This window comes from Streptomyces sp. NPDC107550, assembly GCF_055639095.1.
Window position 1 is genome coordinate 66,732 of sequence record NZ_JBVKBC010000010.1, and the last position, 15,260, is coordinate 81,991.

Annotated in this window: 14 protein-coding genes; 3 read left to right on the forward strand and 11 right to left on the reverse strand. The window is 73.2% G+C overall.

Annotated features, from left to right (window positions below):
* Positions 1 to 42: 42 nt before the first annotated feature.
* A complete protein-coding gene (locus ACZ7LY_RS16355; RefSeq protein ID WP_471625250.1) occupies positions 43 to 1,122 on the reverse strand; it encodes a 3-oxoacyl-ACP synthase III family protein in 1,080 nt (359 codons plus the stop codon).
* Between the two features lie 41 nt (positions 1,123 to 1,163).
* Positions 1,164 to 2,003, reverse strand: coding sequence for an SDR family oxidoreductase (locus tag ACZ7LY_RS16360; protein WP_471625251.1), 840 nt, complete (start codon positions 2,001 to 2,003; stop codon positions 1,164 to 1,166).
* Between the two features lie 510 nt (positions 2,004 to 2,513).
* On the opposite strand from ACZ7LY_RS16360, the gene ACZ7LY_RS16365 reads away from it, so the two are divergent.
* The gene (locus tag ACZ7LY_RS16365; protein WP_471625252.1) at positions 2,514 to 3,224 is read left to right on the forward strand and encodes a DUF1345 domain-containing protein; all 711 of its coding nucleotides are present in this window, start codon (positions 2,514 to 2,516) and stop codon (positions 3,222 to 3,224) included.
* Positions 3,225 to 3,278: 54 nt separating this feature from the next.
* On the opposite strand, the gene ACZ7LY_RS16370 is transcribed toward ACZ7LY_RS16365, so the two are convergent.
* From ACZ7LY_RS16370 to ACZ7LY_RS16400, 7 genes are all read right to left on the reverse strand, one after another.
* On the reverse strand, positions 3,279 to 3,662 hold the full coding sequence (locus ACZ7LY_RS16370) for an STAS domain-containing protein (RefSeq protein ID WP_471625253.1): 384 nt from the start codon (positions 3,660 to 3,662) through the stop codon (positions 3,279 to 3,281).
* Positions 3,659 to 4,864, reverse strand: coding sequence for a cobalamin B12-binding domain-containing protein (locus ACZ7LY_RS16375; protein WP_471625254.1), 1,206 nt, complete (start codon positions 4,862 to 4,864; stop codon positions 3,659 to 3,661). The genes ACZ7LY_RS16370 and ACZ7LY_RS16375 overlap by 4 nt, the downstream gene beginning before the upstream one ends.
* A complete protein-coding gene (locus ACZ7LY_RS16380; protein ID WP_471625255.1) occupies positions 4,861 to 6,525 on the reverse strand; it encodes a PP2C family protein-serine/threonine phosphatase in 1,665 nt (554 codons plus the stop codon). The genes ACZ7LY_RS16375 and ACZ7LY_RS16380 overlap by 4 nt, the downstream gene beginning before the upstream one ends.
* 171 nt (positions 6,526 to 6,696) lie before the next feature.
* Positions 6,697 to 7,869: a PP2C family protein-serine/threonine phosphatase gene (locus tag ACZ7LY_RS16385; RefSeq protein ID WP_471625256.1), complete on the reverse strand. Its 1,173-nt coding sequence runs from the start codon at positions 7,867 to 7,869 to the stop codon at positions 6,697 to 6,699.
* Positions 7,870 to 8,191: 322 nt separating this feature from the next.
* Positions 8,192 to 8,695, reverse strand: coding sequence for a MarR family winged helix-turn-helix transcriptional regulator (locus tag ACZ7LY_RS16390; RefSeq protein ID WP_471625257.1), 504 nt, complete (start codon positions 8,693 to 8,695; stop codon positions 8,192 to 8,194).
* Positions 8,696 to 8,777: 82 nt separating this feature from the next.
* A complete protein-coding gene (locus tag ACZ7LY_RS16395; protein WP_471625258.1) occupies positions 8,778 to 9,602 on the reverse strand; it encodes a restriction endonuclease in 825 nt (274 codons plus the stop codon).
* Positions 9,603 to 9,671: 69 nt separating this feature from the next.
* Complete coding sequence (locus tag ACZ7LY_RS16400; protein WP_471625259.1) at positions 9,672 to 10,244, reverse strand: hypothetical protein; 573 nt, start codon at positions 10,242 to 10,244, stop codon at positions 9,672 to 9,674.
* 160 nt (positions 10,245 to 10,404) lie between these two features.
* Here ACZ7LY_RS16400 and ACZ7LY_RS16405 point away from each other — a divergent pair, with 160 nt between their 5' ends.
* A complete protein-coding gene (locus ACZ7LY_RS16405; RefSeq protein WP_471625260.1) occupies positions 10,405 to 11,151 on the forward strand; it encodes a hypothetical protein in 747 nt (248 codons plus the stop codon).
* A 238-nt stretch (positions 11,152 to 11,389) separates the two neighbouring features.
* Here the strand turns inward: ACZ7LY_RS16405 and ACZ7LY_RS16410 are convergent, their stop codons facing one another.
* Positions 11,390 to 11,542, reverse strand: coding sequence for a hypothetical protein (locus tag ACZ7LY_RS16410; protein WP_471625261.1), 153 nt, complete (start codon positions 11,540 to 11,542; stop codon positions 11,390 to 11,392).
* 136 nt (positions 11,543 to 11,678) lie between these two features.
* Positions 11,679 to 12,683, reverse strand: coding sequence for a helix-turn-helix domain-containing protein (locus tag ACZ7LY_RS16415; protein WP_471625262.1), 1,005 nt, complete (start codon positions 12,681 to 12,683; stop codon positions 11,679 to 11,681).
* Between the two features lie 1,115 nt (positions 12,684 to 13,798).
* Here ACZ7LY_RS16415 and ACZ7LY_RS16420 point away from each other — a divergent pair.
* Positions 13,799 to 15,007 carry a cytochrome P450 gene (locus ACZ7LY_RS16420; RefSeq protein WP_471625263.1) on the forward strand — a complete coding sequence of 403 codons (1,209 nt, stop codon included), beginning with the start codon at positions 13,799 to 13,801 and terminating at the stop codon, positions 15,005 to 15,007.
* Positions 15,008 to 15,260 lie beyond the last annotated feature (253 nt).

Sequence of the window (15,260 nt, forward strand, 5' to 3'; positions counted from 1 at the left end):
ACGCGGTCCCGAATTCGCTCATTAGGGGCAGCTCGTCAAAGCTCACCGCAGGCCGGCGGCGTTCTCGGAGGACGCGGTCAAGTCGGCGCCGGCGGAGGGGCGGTGGGCGGGCGGGAAGTCCTCGTCGCCGCACCAGCGGATCACCGTACCGCCCAGGCTGAGGCCCGATCCGAAGGCCGCTGCCAGGACCAGGCTGCCGGGGCGGATACGGCCCTGGCGCACGGCCTCCCGCAGGACCAGGGGGACGCTCGCCCCCGACGTGTTGCCCAGGGTGTCGGCGGTGACGACCGTCCTGTCGGCCGGGAGCCCGGCGCGCTGGAGGATCTTCGGGATGAGGCGGGGGTTGGCCTGATGGAGCACGACGAGGTCGGCTTCGCCCGCGTCGATGCCCTCCGCGGCGGCGACCTCGTGGAGGAAACCGGGAATGACGTCCAGAGCGAAGTCCCGTACGGCGGCGCCGTCCATGACCAGGACGTTGTCCCCGGAGAAGCCGTTGGCACCCGGCTCCTGGCTCGGGACGCGGTGCGCGCGCACGCTGTGGTAGCGCTCCGGCATGGTCCGCAGGAGCGTGGAGCCGAGGCCGCGGCCGGGGGAGCAGGGCTGCAGGAGGTAACAGGCGGCGCCGTCGCCGAAGATGGCGCGGGTGGTGCGGTCGTCGGTGGCGCAGACCCGGGTCATCACGTCGGTGAGGACGACGGCCACGCACGTGTACTGACCCGAGGCGACATAGCGGGCGCCGACGTCCAGGGCGAACACCCCGCCCGCGCAGGCGCCGCTGTTGACGTCGAAGCACGGGGTGCCGCTCAGGCCGGCCTTGTGCGCGATCGCGGCGGCCGTCGCCGGGAACATGTGGTCCGGGGTCGCGGTCCCGCAGATCAGCAGGTCGATGTCGTGCAGCGGCACGTCCGCGAGGACCAGCGCGTCGAGCAGCGCTTCGAGGCCGAGGTCGGACGCCTGCTCGTGCGGCGCGGCGACATGCCGCTGGTGGATGCCGAGCCGGTCCTCGATCCACGCGGCGGTGGTGTCCAGGAGTTCTTCCAGCTCCGCGTTGCCGAGGACGGTCTTCGGCACATGGCCGCCGACGCCGCGGATGCCCACGGAGAGGGGGAGGGCGGAATTCATGATCTGCTCCTTGTACGGGGCGCCGAGGGCGCCGGAAGGCCTCAGGCCCCGGTCTGGGCGGGAACCGGCGCCTCCGGCTGCCGCCGGTCACCGCCGGACAGCGGCGCGGGAAGCGAGGGGGCCACGCTCAGGCCGCCGTCGGCCACCAGCACCTGCCCCGTGACGTAGGCCGCGCCGGGGGAGAGGAGGAAGCCCACCACCTCGGCGATCTCGCGGGCCGTCCCCAGCCGCCGCAGGGGCACGCCGCGCTCCATGGCGGCGCGGTCCACCCCGGTCGCCGCGGAGAACGCGTCCAGCGAGTCGGTGTCCACCCAGCCGGCGCGCACCGCGTTGACCGTCACCCGGCGCGGCGCCAACTCGCAGGCCAGATAACGCGTCCACGCCTCCAGCGACGCCTTCTCCGCGCCCATCAGGCCGTACCCCGGCAGGGCATGGGTGCTGCCCACCGACGTCAGTACGACGACGGCCCCGCCGTCCGTCATGAGGCGCGCGGCCTCCTGGGAGCCGAGGACGAAGGCGCGGGTGTTCATCTCGTGGCTCATCCGCAGATGGCGCGAGGCGACGTCGGCCGCGGCGCGGAACGAGGTGCCCGCGGCGTTGGAGACGAAGTGTTCGAGGCGTCCGAACGCCTCGGCCTCGGCGAAGAGTTCAGCGACGCCCGCCTCGGTGCCGACGTCCGCCGCCACGGCCACGGCCGCCCCGCCGAGGGCGGTGATCTGCCGCACGGTGTCGTGCGCGGCGGCGGCGTTCCTGCGGTAGTTGACCACCACGGTCCGGCCGGGGCGGGCGAGCAGCAGGGCGACGGCGCGGCCGATGCCCCGGGAGGCTCCGGTGACGACGGAGACGGTCCGACCGTCCTCGTGTGGGTCGGGTCGGGTCATGTCTGTCCTCACGGGGGCACTCGTCGGAAGCCGGCAGCGGTACGGGGGATCGTCGCCGCTTGATCAACGCCGGGCCCCTGGGCGCGTCACGGCCGGGAACCCCGCTCACCCGAACGGCGTCCGTCACCGCCGGGCCCGGCGGTGAGCCCTACGCGCGCGGCGGTCATCCGCACGGCCCCGCCGGGGATGCACGCGGGCGGTGACGTGGGCAGGCTGGGCCCCCGAGTGCGGCTCGCGTCCAGGCATGGCGCAGAGCAGGCGCCGCACAGGGAGAGGATCCATGGGCACGAGGCGCGGGCCGGAGCGGGCCGGCGGGACGGCGCGGTCCTTCGGGGCCCGGACGGACGGCACGGAACCGGCCGGCCGTCAGGCGCTGTGCGCCGGGAACGACCCATGCGCGTCGCCGGACGCCCGCGACGGCACGGGGCGGCCCACACGCCCGTACGAGGTAGCGCTCGGTGTCAGTGGCGTCCGCGCGGAGACGGTGGCGGCCGATGCGGAGGAGCGCCCATGAACGGGCCGGCCGGTCCGCGCGTACGCACCCGGTGGCTGTCCGAGCGCCGCAGGACCGTCGTGAGCGGCCTCGCCGCGGCGGCCACGGCCGCGCTGCTTCTCCTCTTCGACGGGAGCTGGGCCAAGCTCACCACCGCCGACGTGTGCGTCCTCGTCCTGCTGACCTATCTCTTCCCGTACCTGCTCATCACGTCGGTCGCCTTCGCCACCGCGCCGCCGGAGCGCGTACGCACCTGGGCCAGGCGCGAGGCGCGGGGCACGGTGCTGCAACGCTATGTGTACGGGACCGCGCCCGGCCCGGGCGTGTCCGTCTTCATCTCGGCGGCCGCGCTGGCGGTGGCCGTGGTCTGGCTGCCCGGCCGCACGGGCTCCGCCTTCGCGCCGCCCGCGCGGGTGGCGACCGCGCTCGTCCTGGTCGCGTTGGCGTGGGCCTGTGTGGCGGTGTCGTTCGCCGTCGCCTTCCAGGCGGACAACCTCGTCGAGGACGGCGGCGCGCTGGAGTTCCCCGGTGAAGGAGGCGGGGGCGGGGACACGGCGTGGGCGGACTACGTCTACTTCGCGTTCTCGGTGATGACGACGTTCGGTACGACGGACGTCGATGTCACGTCCCGGGGCATGCGCCGCACCGTGACGGCCAACGCGACCATCGCGTTCGTCTTCAACACCGTCACGGTGGCGTCCCTCGTGTCGGCACTCGGCGGGGTCTGAACTCCGGCGGCCCCCGCCCGGCGCCGGGATGCGGCGCGCATGCGGGGGAGCGGATCAGGGCGGGCCCTGCTCGGAGTCCGCGGCGGACGGCTCGCGCTCCTCGGCGCCGTCCGCGCCGATCAGGTAGTCGTAGGTGCCCGTGATGGACAGCAACCGGTCCAGGCGCGCGGGACGTTCCGTCAGATACAGGGCCGCGCCCCGCTCGTCCATCCGGCGCCGCAGCGACAGCAGCGCGGACAGGCCCATGGAGTCGACGGTGTCCACGTCCGCGCAGTGCAGGCGCAGGGCGCGGACGCCGGGGTGCGTGTGCAGTGCGCGGGCGACGTGCCCGGCGAGCAGGTCGCTCGTCTCGTAGTCGAGCGAGCCGTCGAGACGCACGCGCAGCACACCGTCGCGCAGGCCGACCGTGGTCACGTGGAGGGCGGCGTAGGGAGTCATGCGGGCTTTCCTGGGCCGGGGACGGTGAGGAGCCGCCGCGCCTCGGCGAGGATGCCCGTGGCGCGGGGGAAGTCGTGGAGGCGGGCGAGCAGCGAGTCGAGCGCGGGCAGCAGCGCCCGCGCCGGGACACCGCGCGCGGCGAGTATGTCGGCCGTCCACAGGAGGAACCCGGTGAACAGCTCGGCGTCGTCGACGTACAGGGCGGTGGCCAGGTAGGTGACGAGGTGGTCGATGTCCTCAAGGGTGCGCTCCCGCTGGACGTCGCTGTAGCGGCGCATCGGCGGGAAGGAGTTCTCGACGTCGGTCAGGGTCTGCCGGACCAGTTGCCGCCTGGTCTGTCTGACCAGGGTGTACTCCTGGTCCCGCAGGTGCGGCAGGTCGATGTCGGGCAGCACGGCCTCCAGCACGGAGGGCCGCTCAAGTCCTGCGTCCAGCAGGGCGTGCGCGCCCCGGGCGTCGGCGGCCCAGGCGGCCCGCATCCGTACGGCGTGCCGTCCTTGCGGGCCGAAGGCGGCGCCTCCGGCCATCACCGGCACCCCGGCGGCCCGACAGGCGCTGATGGTGGCGTGGGCGGTGGGCAGGTGGGGCGGGACCGAGGAGGAGAGCAGGACCGCGTCGGACGTCCGCTGGTGCAGATGGGCGACGAGATGCTCCAGGGGCACCTGCGCGCCGAGGTAGTCGACGGTCCAGCCGCGCAGCCGCAGCACCTCGGCGACCAGGCGGGCGGGCAGCGCGTGCCACTCCCCGTCCACGCACGCCACGGTCACCCGGCCGCGCGAGGGGCCGGTCAGGTGGTGGGCCACGGCCTCGGAGACGGCGGAGACACAGCGTTCGTTGATGGCGGTCGCCGCGTGTTCCTGCGCGACGGTGATCGTGTTCGCCGCCCACTGGAGGCCGACCCGCGCCTGTACGGGCGCGATCAGGTCGAGCAGCACCCGTTCGGCGGCGGCGGCCCGCTGGGCCGATCCGCCCTCGCCGACAGCGGCGCAGGTCAGGGCGACGGCTCGCGCGTCGTCGCAGCCGACGGCCGCGCTCCACAACTCCTCGCGCAGCGCGGCGTAGTCGTACGGCCCGTCCGTGCCAGGCGCCGCCGCGTCCGGGCCGGGCGTCGCGTCCGGCCCGATCGTCGCCGCCGCCCTGACGGTCTCGTCCGTTCCGTCCGGCTCGGCGATCTCGCCGGTGAGGGTCCCGTGTGCGGTCATGGAGTGAACCTGCCCCGAGTGTGGCCGTCCACCGCCGTCAGATGGGTGGATCGGGGCGCGGTGATCGCCAGCAGCGCCATGTCGTCGTGGGCGCCGTCGCCGACCCACTGGGAGGCGACCATGAGTACGCGCTCGGTGATGGCCTCCGCCGGCAGCCCCGCGCACTCGCTCAGGACGGCGTGCAGGCGCTCCTCCCCGAACATGCGGTTGCCCAGCGGGCCGCCGTGCGCCTCGGTGATGCCGTCCGAGTACAGCAGGCAGGTCTCGCCCGGCTGCAGGACGACGGTGGCGGTGGTCACGGTCACGGTGGGCAGCGCCCCGATGAGGGTGCCGCGGGTGGCGGCCTCCTCCACAGTGCCGTCGGCCCGCACGATGAGGGGCGCCGGGTGGCCGCCGCTGGTCAGGCGCAGCCGTACGTCCGCGTCCCTGCGTGTCGCCGACGCCAGGACCATGGTGGCGAAGCGCGTGTGGTGGGAGGCGAGCAGCGCGCTGTTGAGCAGCGTCAGGACGCGGGCGTGGTCGGTGGCGAGGGGCAGCAGCGCGTGCACGGTGTTGCGGATCTTGCCGGTCAGGACGGCGGCTTCGAGGCCCTTCCCGCACACGTCGCCGAGGACAGCGAACGTCTCGCCGTCCTCCGTGTCGGAGGGGTACACGTCGTAGAAGTCGCCGCCCACCCGCTCGTTGACCGCCGAGGGGCGGTAGCGGCCGGAGAAGTCGATGCCCTGCACCCGCTGGAGCTTCGGGGGCAGCAGTTCACGCATCAGGACGCTGGTGATGTGCGTCTGCTCCGCGTAGATCCGGGCGGCGGAGAGCGCCGCGCCGGCGCGGGCCGCGAACAGCCGCGCGACGGTCTCCTCGCTCTCCGTGAACGCGGCCTCCCTGCTGCGCCGCATCATCACGACGGCGCCGGCGGGCAGTCCGTGTCCTGGCAGCGGGACGACGACCATGGAGCCGATCTCGCCCGCCTCCCGGACGAAGCCCTCGGGGATGACCCAGTCGGGCGTCAGCGACGGGTCGATCCAGCGGGAGGGCACGGGAGGAAAGCCCAGCAGGGCCTCGGCCAGGCCGGGGAGTTCCTCGACGTCCACGGCGATACGGCGCTGGGACACCTGGCCGTCGGCCGTGGCCCACGTCACCGGGTGTGTACGGCCGCCGCCGACGCCGACGATGACCGCGGCGTCCGCGAGGTGCTCGGCGGCCAGCGTCGCGGTCACCTCCATGCAGCGGTCCACGTTCAGGGACGCCAGCAGTTCGCTGGACATCTCCTGGAGGAGCCGCGAACGGCTGCGCTCACGCTCCAGCTCTTCCCGCAGGGGTTCCGGCTCGCCGATGTCGACCAGCCACCAGACCACCGCTCCGTCGGCGCCCCGGCTGGGCAGGGCGTCCATCGTGCGGTCGCCGAGGCGCCCCCACGCGCCCGCGGGCCCGTCGTCGTCCAGGGCGTCCGTGTATGTGAGGAACGTCTCGTGCGCGTCCGACAGCCAGGACGGCGCCGTGTCGGCGAGGAGTGCTCCGGGCCGGGCGCCGCCGAGCAGGGACCGGGCCCGGTCGTTGCAGGACAGGATGCGGCCGTGGCGGTCCACGGTGAGTGTCGGATACGGCACGCGCGGACCGGCTTGTACGGCGCTTGGGGAACTCGTCGGCTCCGTGGAGGAGACCATCGCGTGGGGCCCGGCAGAAGCGGGCCCCCACCACCCTTCGCTGAAAGACCGGAGAGACAACCGGCTAGTGGGTCAATGGACTTGCCCCGCTCACGGCACGGCCGGACCCTTGACTGTTTCCATGCGGCAACAGTTGCACGTCCGCCGCCCTTCCGGCAACCGCCCCTTCCGTCAGCCGGTGGACTGCCGCCCGAACCAGTCCAGACACACCACGAGGGCGTCGTCGTCGGCGTGGGCGTCCAGGTGCACCACGAGTTCCCTCAAAATCGCCCGCGGAACCGCCGAGGCGGGCAGGAGTTGAGCGCCCCGGATGGCGCGCGCCAGCATCTTCTCCCCGTACGCCTCGCCGGACGCCGACAGGGCGTCGTAGACACCGTCGCTGACGAACAGCAGCCGGTCGCCCGGCTGCACGTCGAACTCCTGGGCGACGTAGTTCGTCTCCTCGAACATGCCGAGGGGGAGTTGTGCCTCGAACGGGATCTGCTCGACCTCTCTGCCGCGCTGACGCCACAGTTGCGGGGAGCCCGCGTCCACGGCCTGGACGCGCCCCGACGCGAGGTCGAAGGAGAGCAGCAGCGTCGACACGTAACTGCGGCCGCCGTGCTGCGCGTGCAGGGCCTGATCGGCAAGGGCCGCCTGGTCGGCGATACCGATGCCGGCCCGGCGGGCGTTGCGCAGCGCGTTGACGGCGAGGTTGGTCAGCAGGGACGCCTCGATGCCCTCGCCCATGCCGTTGGTGACGGTGAGGGTGAGGGTGTCGCTGGTCGCCGCCCAGTCGAAGTTGTCGCCGTGGATGGCGTAGGCGGGCTCCAGCTGGGCGCCGATGGCGTACTCGTCGCGGGTGTAGCCCCGGCCCGGAAGCAGTTGCCACTGCATCTCGGCGGCGAGGGTGAGCCGCCCGGCACGCCGGGCCAGGAGATAGACGTCGGTGTCCCGGTCCGCGACCACGATCTCGTGGGCGAGCACCTCGGCGAGCGCGGCCAGCTCCGCCAGGTCCTGCTCCGTCGTACGCGCCTGTGGTACGCGGACGCTGAGCACGCCGAGCCGGTCGCCGCGCACGGTCATCGGCAGGAACAGATCGACGGCGTCCTCGTCCGCCACGGGACGGATCTGCGGCTCCTGGCCGGCGAAGGCGCGGCCCGCGGGGCCCGCGTCCACCGGCTGCGGCGCGGAGGTGTGCGGCAGTTCCGTCACCGGCTGGAGGACGGTGAGACTGTAGTCGGCCAGCAGCAGATCGGCGCCCAAGGCGTCGTAGTGCTCGGCCAGCGCCGCGCGCACCGCGTCAAGGAGCGCGAACGGGGCGGCACCGCGGACAGCGCGTTCCGCGGCGGGGAAGTGAGTCACGGCAGCCTTCTTCGATGAATGGGCCGACTGCCGGACGGGACGCAGGAACGGGACGCGTCGCCGCTGGATCCCCCGCCGGCCGGGAGAGTCCTCCTGACCGTGCGGGTAGTTCGCCGGGCTGACCGTGACCACGATCCCTGCGCTGCGCCGATGAGCCGGGCGGGAGCGGCAAAGCACCACACATGTTGCCCTGCGGCAAACTATGTGAAGATTCTATCCCGCTCCGTGGCTGAAGGGTGTGCCCTCGTCCCGGCGGGCTCGAGCGGCGGCCCGGGGAGCGGGGCCATGGGCGAGCGGCGGCTGTCATGGGGGAGGGGCCCGGTCAGGCGAGGGTCCCGGATGCCTCTTCGGCGCCGTCGGGCACCGCGTGCAGGCCCACGTGACCCGCCGCGGCTCGCTCGAACTGCTCCAGCCCCTCGGCGAGGGTCCGCAGATGCGCGGGCGTCATGGTCTCCAGGGCCGCCGCGATCTCCCGCGCGCGCGAGGCCCGGAAGTCGTCGAGGACGACCGCCCCGCGACGGCTCAGCCGCACCTCGACCTCGCGCCGGCTCGTGCTGCTGGCGACGCGCTCCACAAGACCGGCCGCCTCCAGCCGGTCGCACAGCCGGCTCACCGACGACGGCCGCGAACCCAGCGCCTCGCCCAGCGTCCGCTGATTGACCGGCTGCCGCTCCCCGATGACCGCGAGCGCCCGGAACTGCGACGGAGGCAGCGGCCCCGCGGCCGCCTCCTGCGCGCGTCCGTAGAGCACGTCCAGCAGCTCCGAGACATGACAGGCCAGTGCGGCCACGGACTCGGGGGTGTGGCGGGGCAGCCCCTGGGGCATCCCAGAACCTTCCGTCGGAGAACGCCGTCGACTGACCAAGAGCGTACCTCCGCAGGCAAGACCGCCGGGCGACGGCCGTCCCTCAGCCGGTGACCTGCGGCGACGCCGGGCCCCATGGCGTGGGCCCCGCTCCGGTGGCCCACGCCTCGAGGTCGGCGCCGTCCACGCAGTGGATGCCGCACCCCTGCGCGTACTCCAGGGCGGGCGCCGTGAAGCCGCTCGTCGTCACGACGACGGGGAGCTGCGCGCCGTGCACCGACCAGCACGTCCCGCCGAAGCGCTGGAGGTCCTGGGAGCCCACCTTGTGGTCGGGGGCGTAGCGCTTGCACTGGACGACGACGCGGCGGCCGTCGGGCGCGACGGCGAGCACGTCGGCGCCCAGATCCCCGGCGCCGCCCACGACGCTCACGTCCTCGCACCCGTCGCGTGCGCACAGCTCCGCCACGGCCGCCTCGAAGCCGTCCGGGTCGAGGCCCGCGAAGTCGGGGGCGTGCGGGGGGAGTTCGGCGGTCAGGCCGTCGTGCACCGCCTCCGGTCCGGGGGCCGGCTCGTACGCGGGTTCCGGTGCCGGGACCGTGGCGGGTGCCGGGGCGAGGGCCAGGTCGCGGTCGGCGGCGGCCATCCCGGCCCGGGCGGCCCTGCGCAGTTCTCGGGCGCGCGGCATCGCCCGTACCAGCACATAGAAGACGGGCACGGTCAGCGCGATGAGGACACCCGCCGTGAACGGACGATCGCCCGCCCAGTGCGCGAAGCGTACGAAGAGGAGCACCCCGGCGCAGCACACGGAGCCGATCAGAGCGAGCGCGAGCACGAGACCGGACAGTCCGCGGCCCCCGGCCCGCCCGGGCGCCGCGCCCTCGACCGTCCCGCCCGTGATCGTCCGCGCGTCCGTCCTGCGTATCGCCACGCGTCTCTCCTTCGTCCGTAGCGGATCCTGTGACGGACGGATGCCCCGAGAAGCACAGACCATGATCGTCTACGGGTTCTCGCGCGGCCCGGAGGGCGCGGGGCCGCCGTGCGGTGAGCGGGCGGAGTCCGCGGCCGCTTCGCGCAACGCCGCGTCCATGGTGCGCAGTCGGCGCATGTTCAACCGGTTCATCCAGGTGATCCAGGGGAGGAACACCGCGGACAGCACGGCGAATCCGACGGCCTGTCGGACCTCGCCCGTCAGCCCCATAAGCACCGGGAGCCCCACGAAGAGGACGATCAGGAAGGCGACCGCGCCCTTGCGGTGCCGGGTGCGGCGCAGGCGCTGGTCGACCAGTTCCCGCATCGCCCGGCGCTCGCCGGGGTCGGTGGGCACCTCGCCCGTACGCAGGCGGCGTTCGAGGGAGACGAGGCCGTCCACACCCCCGGCGGCACCCTTCTCCTTGCGGCGTATCGCCAGCACGACGGCGCAGGCGCCGAGAGTGGGGAAGGTCGAGCGGATCAATGTCGAGCCGAACGTCCGCTGCGGAAAACAGAGTTGGGTCACGAGGGCGCCGACGAGCAGCGCCAGCGTCAGTTGAAGCCAGACGTGTTTGATGAGGTAAGCGTTGATGCGATTCACGCGTGAACTCCCTTGTCTGTCACGGCCGGTGACGGACCATCCGCGTACCCGGCGTCCCCGTACGGGACACCGGGCGGGGCCGGGGCAAGGGCGTCCGCTTAGGATGACGCTTTCTCCGCGCGAGGAGCGCGTGGGGAACGGGGTGGGGAGAGCGCGGCGGATGAGTGAGGCCATGAGACGGGTGGCGGCGGGCGTGTTGGTTCTGGGGGTTCTCGCCGCCGGGGCGACGGGGTGCAGCGGCGACGCGAAGCCGGCACCCGGCGCGACGCGGTCCGAGGCGCCCGGCGCGCCGGTGACGCGGCAGACCCTCTCGCAGGCGCAGTTGAAGAAGGTGGTCCTCGCAGAGAACGACAAGGGGCCCTTCGACGTCACCGACCTGGGCTCCAGGCCGGCGGCCGGCCTGAAAGGGCTGAAGGGGAAGCTGGCGTGCGGCGCGGTGGGCCTCGCCTTCGCGCAGCGGACTCGCCCGGCGGCCTCGGCGCAGGAGGTGCGGGGCGTCTTCGACGAACGCGGGAAGAAGCAGGGGGAGTCGGGGAGGCTCGGGCCGCTGATGCTGGACGTACAGGCCCACAGCTACGCGGACGCCCGGGCGGTCATGCGCAACCTCCGCGCCGACCTGGACGCCTGCCGGGGCTGGCGGGCCGAGGACGGAGCGGAGCAGGAGGTCACGCGCTACGCCGGCCCGGAGAACCTGGGCGACGAGGCGGTGTCCTACCGCATCACGCACAAGGTCGAAGCGCTGAACGGGCTCGCCGCCGGTTCCGTCTTCACCGTCGCGCGCGCGGGATCGGTCGTGCTGGTGGGGATGGGCTCAGCCCGTGGGCCCGCGAAGCGCGACGAGCCGGTGCGCGGGGCGCTCGCGGATCTCGAACGCGAGCAGATCAAGCGGCTGCCGCGCGCACACTGAGCGGGTCGGCCCGGGGCGGCCAGGGCTTCCGGCGGGCGTCCGGTCCTCGGGGCCTGGTCGGGTGCCGCTGAACGGGTCGGCGCTCGTTCAGCGGCACCCGGCAGCGCCCCCCGGTGGTGAATGGCTCGGTGGCTGTGAGGCGGGTCGCTGTGACGCGGGTGGCCGTGATGCGGGTGGTCCGGTTCACGCGGCCCGGTTCGCGCGGTCCGCTGCTTCGCGCGGCGCCGGGGACAGCGGCTCAGGTTCCGGAGATCGCGGCGAGGCCGCCGACCAGGACGAGCGCCGTGATGATGAGGATCGCCAGCAGGATGCCCATGCAGAAACCGCAGCCCTGGCCCGTCCCCCGGCTGAACGAACCGTCCCCGCCCGGTGCCCGTTCGTGACCTGCCATCTCGCCTCCCCGTCGTCCTGCCGGAACCCGCGGGCGCCGGGGGCGCCGCGACGTGTCCAGCCCCCCGGTGCCGCGCCCCCATCGTGGGGCGCGATGTGCACGGGGAGTTGGCGAGGAGCGCGGAGCGTATGTGCATTCAGCGCGCGGTTCGGGCGGCGGCCGCGCGGTCCCGGAACTGCCGGGGCGTCTCGCCGTAGGCCCGCTTGAACACGCGGCTGAACTCGCCCGGACTGGAGAACCCCCAGCGCGCGGCGATCACCCCGATGGGCTGCCGGTACGGGGAGGGCGCGGCGAGGGCACGCCGGCAGTGTTCCAGGCGCCGCCGGCGCACGCTCGCCATGACGCCTTCCGGTTCGGCGCTGAAGAGTTGGTGCAGGGTGCGGACCGAGATGTGGTGGCGGGAGGCGATGGCGGCGGGGGAGAGGTCCGGGTCGCCGAGGTGCGCCTCGATGAACGCCCCGATCCGCTCGACGAGCGCCCGGCGCCGCGTCTCTGCCGGGAGCAGACCACCGGCGTCGAGATGACCGGCGAGGAAGGCCGCTGCCAGGTCCACGGCGATGGTGCCGAGGCGCTGGTTCTCCGCCTGCGACTGGTCCGCGACCTGCCCGAGCGCGGAACCCAGGAGATGCCGCAGCAGAGAACCCGTGGAACTGCGCGTGGCCAGCGGCCGGGCGAGGAGCCGGTCCATGCTGTCACCGGGGAGCGGCATCGACGCTCTGGGCAGGCGCAGCAGGGTGACGGCCACGCGGTGCCCGGGGTCGGGGAACGCCGCCTCCAGCGGGTAGGAAGTGTCGAACAGCACCAGTTCACCCGCCCGCACGGCCACCGTCTCGCGCTTCTGGGCCACGGTCATGGGCGCGCGCTGGATGAGCGCCAGCATGTACGTCTCGGGGTCACCGCGCCGGATGTGACGGGTGGTGCGCACCGCGTCGAGTGACGGGAAGGAGAACGCCGCCACCTGCGCGGCCCCGAGATCGGCGCTCACCACCCGCGCCATGAAGTCCTCGGCGTAGGGGCTGGACAACGCGAACGGCGCGATCCCCGCCCGTATCGCGTCGACGAACCAGGCGAAGCGGTCGGTCCTGTGGAGGCCTCGGTTCGACTGGGCGAACACGGGCGCGGCGGCATCGGATGGGGGCACGTGGCCATCATCGGGACCGGGAGGCGGCGCGGGAAGCAGACCTTCGGCCATGGCGGCGGGAATTAGTTGAACATGCAGCGAATGGCCTGAACGGCTGCTTCTAGCCATGTGTAGGGATGACGAAATCATGCGGACTTGAGGGGCGACTCAGAAAAGAAGAAAGGCAATCGGTCAAATTCGGTAATGGCCTTTGCGTTTCATGTCGAATTGGCCCTGTGCTTGATCGTTGTGTCGCATCGGTCGGTCCGTCGCCCATGGCTCGATCCGTACGGTATCGGTCTCGCCGGAGCCGGTCCCGGTGCGGCGGCCCCGGCGTGCCCGGTGAGGCGTGCCACTTCTCGTGAGGGCCCTGGGGCGACAAGGGAGTTGGCGCATGACAGTGGCACGTTCCTCCTTGCTGCGCGGGCGTATGCGAGTGCGCTCGGGCGGCCTTTCGCGCAACCGCTGTTTCACGCCGAATCGGCATTCCGAAAACCGTCTCTGCCGAGGTCGCGGGCCTCTGCGGAAAACAACCAGGCGGCCGCCGGTTTGGGTGAGGACGTGCAGGGCACACGCGGGGGCGGTGACGCGGACCGGGTAAGCAACCGGCCACCTGTGCGACGGTGTTGCCGGCACATGACGTCGATATGGCGAGCGCATACTCTGCGTTCAACTTCAAGGGGTTGCTTACGAATGGCGCGCAGTGAAGACTGAAGTCGAGTTCCGACGAAGTGAAGGTGTGTCGGGGAAGCGCTTCACGCCAACGCGGAAAAGCGCGAACGGGCCCGCGGTGTTCCACGCGCGAGGCCCGCGGACCCCAGCGCCTGCGCACGAGCCGGGGGGAGCCCGCGCGGTCACCGCGCGGGGGGTGTCGTCGAGGGGATGTGTCATGCCGCACCGCATTGCCGCACCGCCGTGCCCGACCGGAGGCGTCCGCCCCACGCGGGACGCCAGGGCGCCGCACCTCATGTGTTGAGGCGCGGGGCACGCCTCCGCGGACCGGCGCCGCACGCGGCGACCCGTCCCCCTCCCACCGGCCCCACGGCGGCACAGCCGTGCCCGGACCCCCGCCGGCCGACGGCGGCCCCCTGCGCCAGGGCGCCCGGCCCCGCGCCACCCGCGACGAAGGAGTGAACGTGACCACCAGCAGAGTGTCGGGTGAACCCCACCTCTTCGAGGCGTTACCCGGCCGATGGCGGGACCTCGGCCGAAGCGGGCCGCTGCGGTTCGACGAGACGCAGGGCGTCTGGCAGGCCCTCGACCACGAGACCGTCGCCACCGTCCTCGGCGACCCGGCGACCTACTCATCGGACATGTCCGCCCTGGCCCCCGCCCAGCCCGACTTCGACGCCCTGCGCCAGGGCAACTTCGTCGCCATGGACCCGCCGAGGCACCGCAAGTACCGCACCCTCGTCAGCCAGGCGTTCACCCCCCGCGTCGTCCAAGGACTGGAACCCCGCATCGAAGCCGTCACCGAGCGGCTGCTGGACGCCGTCGGCGACCGCGACACGTTCGACCTCGTCGACGCCCTCGCCTACCCGCTCCCCATCATCGTCATCGCCGAACTCCTCGGCATCCCCGCCGAGGAACACCGCCTCTTCCAGGAGTGGGCCGGCGTCCTCTTCGGCGGCGACCAGCTCGGCGAGACACCCGACATGGACGACCTCAAGCGGGCGCTCGACGCGATCGCCCCCACGGTCCGCGCCATGAACAGCTACACGCTGGACCACATCCGCAGCCGCAGAGCCGCCCCCGGTGACGACCTCACCAGCCGCCTCATCGCCGCCGAGGTCGACGGAGTGCGCCTCACCGACGAGGAGATGGTCGGCTTCGTCGCCCTGCTGCTCGTCGCCGGGCACATCACCACCACCGCCCTCCTCGGCAACGCCGTCGTCATGTTCGACCGCCACCCCGAGGCGGCCGAAGCGCTGCGCGCCGACCCGTCCCGGGTGCCGCAGGCCGTCGAGGAAGTACTGCGGTGGCTGCCTCCCTTTCCCGAGCTGGGGCGCCGCGTCGCCCGGCCGGTGGTCCTGCACGGCCAGGAACTGCCCGCCGACAGCCTGGTCATGGCCCACCTCGGCGCCGCCAACCGGGACCCCGCCCGGTTCACCGCGCCCGACACGTTCGACATCGGCCGCGACCCCAACCCGCACCTCACGTTCGGCCAGGGCATCCACTTCTGTTTCGGCGCCCCGCTCGCCCGGCTGGAAGCCCGCATCGCCCTGCGCCTGCTGAACAAACGGTTCCGCACTCTGGCGGTGCCCTCCTACGAGGACGTCGTCTTCCAGAACCCGGCCGTCATCGTGGGCGTACGCCGACTGCCCGTCCACGCCGACAGGGCGTAGGGCGTGTCCGCGAAGCCCCGCCCGCCGCGCGACGCCCGCTCCCGCACGTCATTCGGGCGGGGGAGACCCCGGGCGCCGCGACCGACGTAGGGCTCGTACAGCCCGTACGAGCCCTCGCGGCCGCCACACCGTCAGCCCACCGTCAGCACGCACCACACGCATCACGCGCACCACACGCGCCCCGGCGCCGTCCTGTGGACGACGACCGGACCGCGCGGATATGACCCCGCGCCGCACCGCTCGCGGCGCGCCC

What these genes read in the sequence shown, in the direction of transcription:
- ACZ7LY_RS16365 (WP_471625252.1), top strand. Translation starts at nt 2,514, where the DNA reads ATGAACGGGCCGGCCGGTCCGCGCGTACGCACCCGGTGGCTGTCCGAG.
- ACZ7LY_RS16355 (WP_471625250.1), bottom strand. Translation starts at nt 1,122, where the DNA reads ATGAATTCCGCCCTCCCCCTCTCCGTGGGCATCCGCGGCGTCGGCGGC.
- ACZ7LY_RS16360 (WP_471625251.1), bottom strand. Translation starts at nt 2,003, where the DNA reads ATGACCCGACCCGACCCACACGAGGACGGTCGGACCGTCTCCGTCGTC.
- ACZ7LY_RS16405 (WP_471625260.1), top strand. Translation starts at nt 10,405, where the DNA reads ATGAGTGAGGCCATGAGACGGGTGGCGGCGGGCGTGTTGGTTCTGGGG.
- ACZ7LY_RS16390 (WP_471625257.1), bottom strand. Translation starts at nt 8,695, where the DNA reads ATGCCCCAGGGGCTGCCCCGCCACACCCCCGAGTCCGTGGCCGCACTG.
- ACZ7LY_RS16380 (WP_471625255.1), bottom strand. Translation starts at nt 6,525, where the DNA reads ATGGTCTCCTCCACGGAGCCGACGAGTTCCCCAAGCGCCGTACAAGCC.
- ACZ7LY_RS16375 (WP_471625254.1), bottom strand. Translation starts at nt 4,864, where the DNA reads ATGACCGCACACGGGACCCTCACCGGCGAGATCGCCGAGCCGGACGGA.
- ACZ7LY_RS16410 (WP_471625261.1), bottom strand. Translation starts at nt 11,542, where the DNA reads ATGGCAGGTCACGAACGGGCACCGGGCGGGGACGGTTCGTTCAGCCGG.
- ACZ7LY_RS16370 (WP_471625253.1), bottom strand. Translation starts at nt 3,662, where the DNA reads ATGACTCCCTACGCCGCCCTCCACGTGACCACGGTCGGCCTGCGCGAC.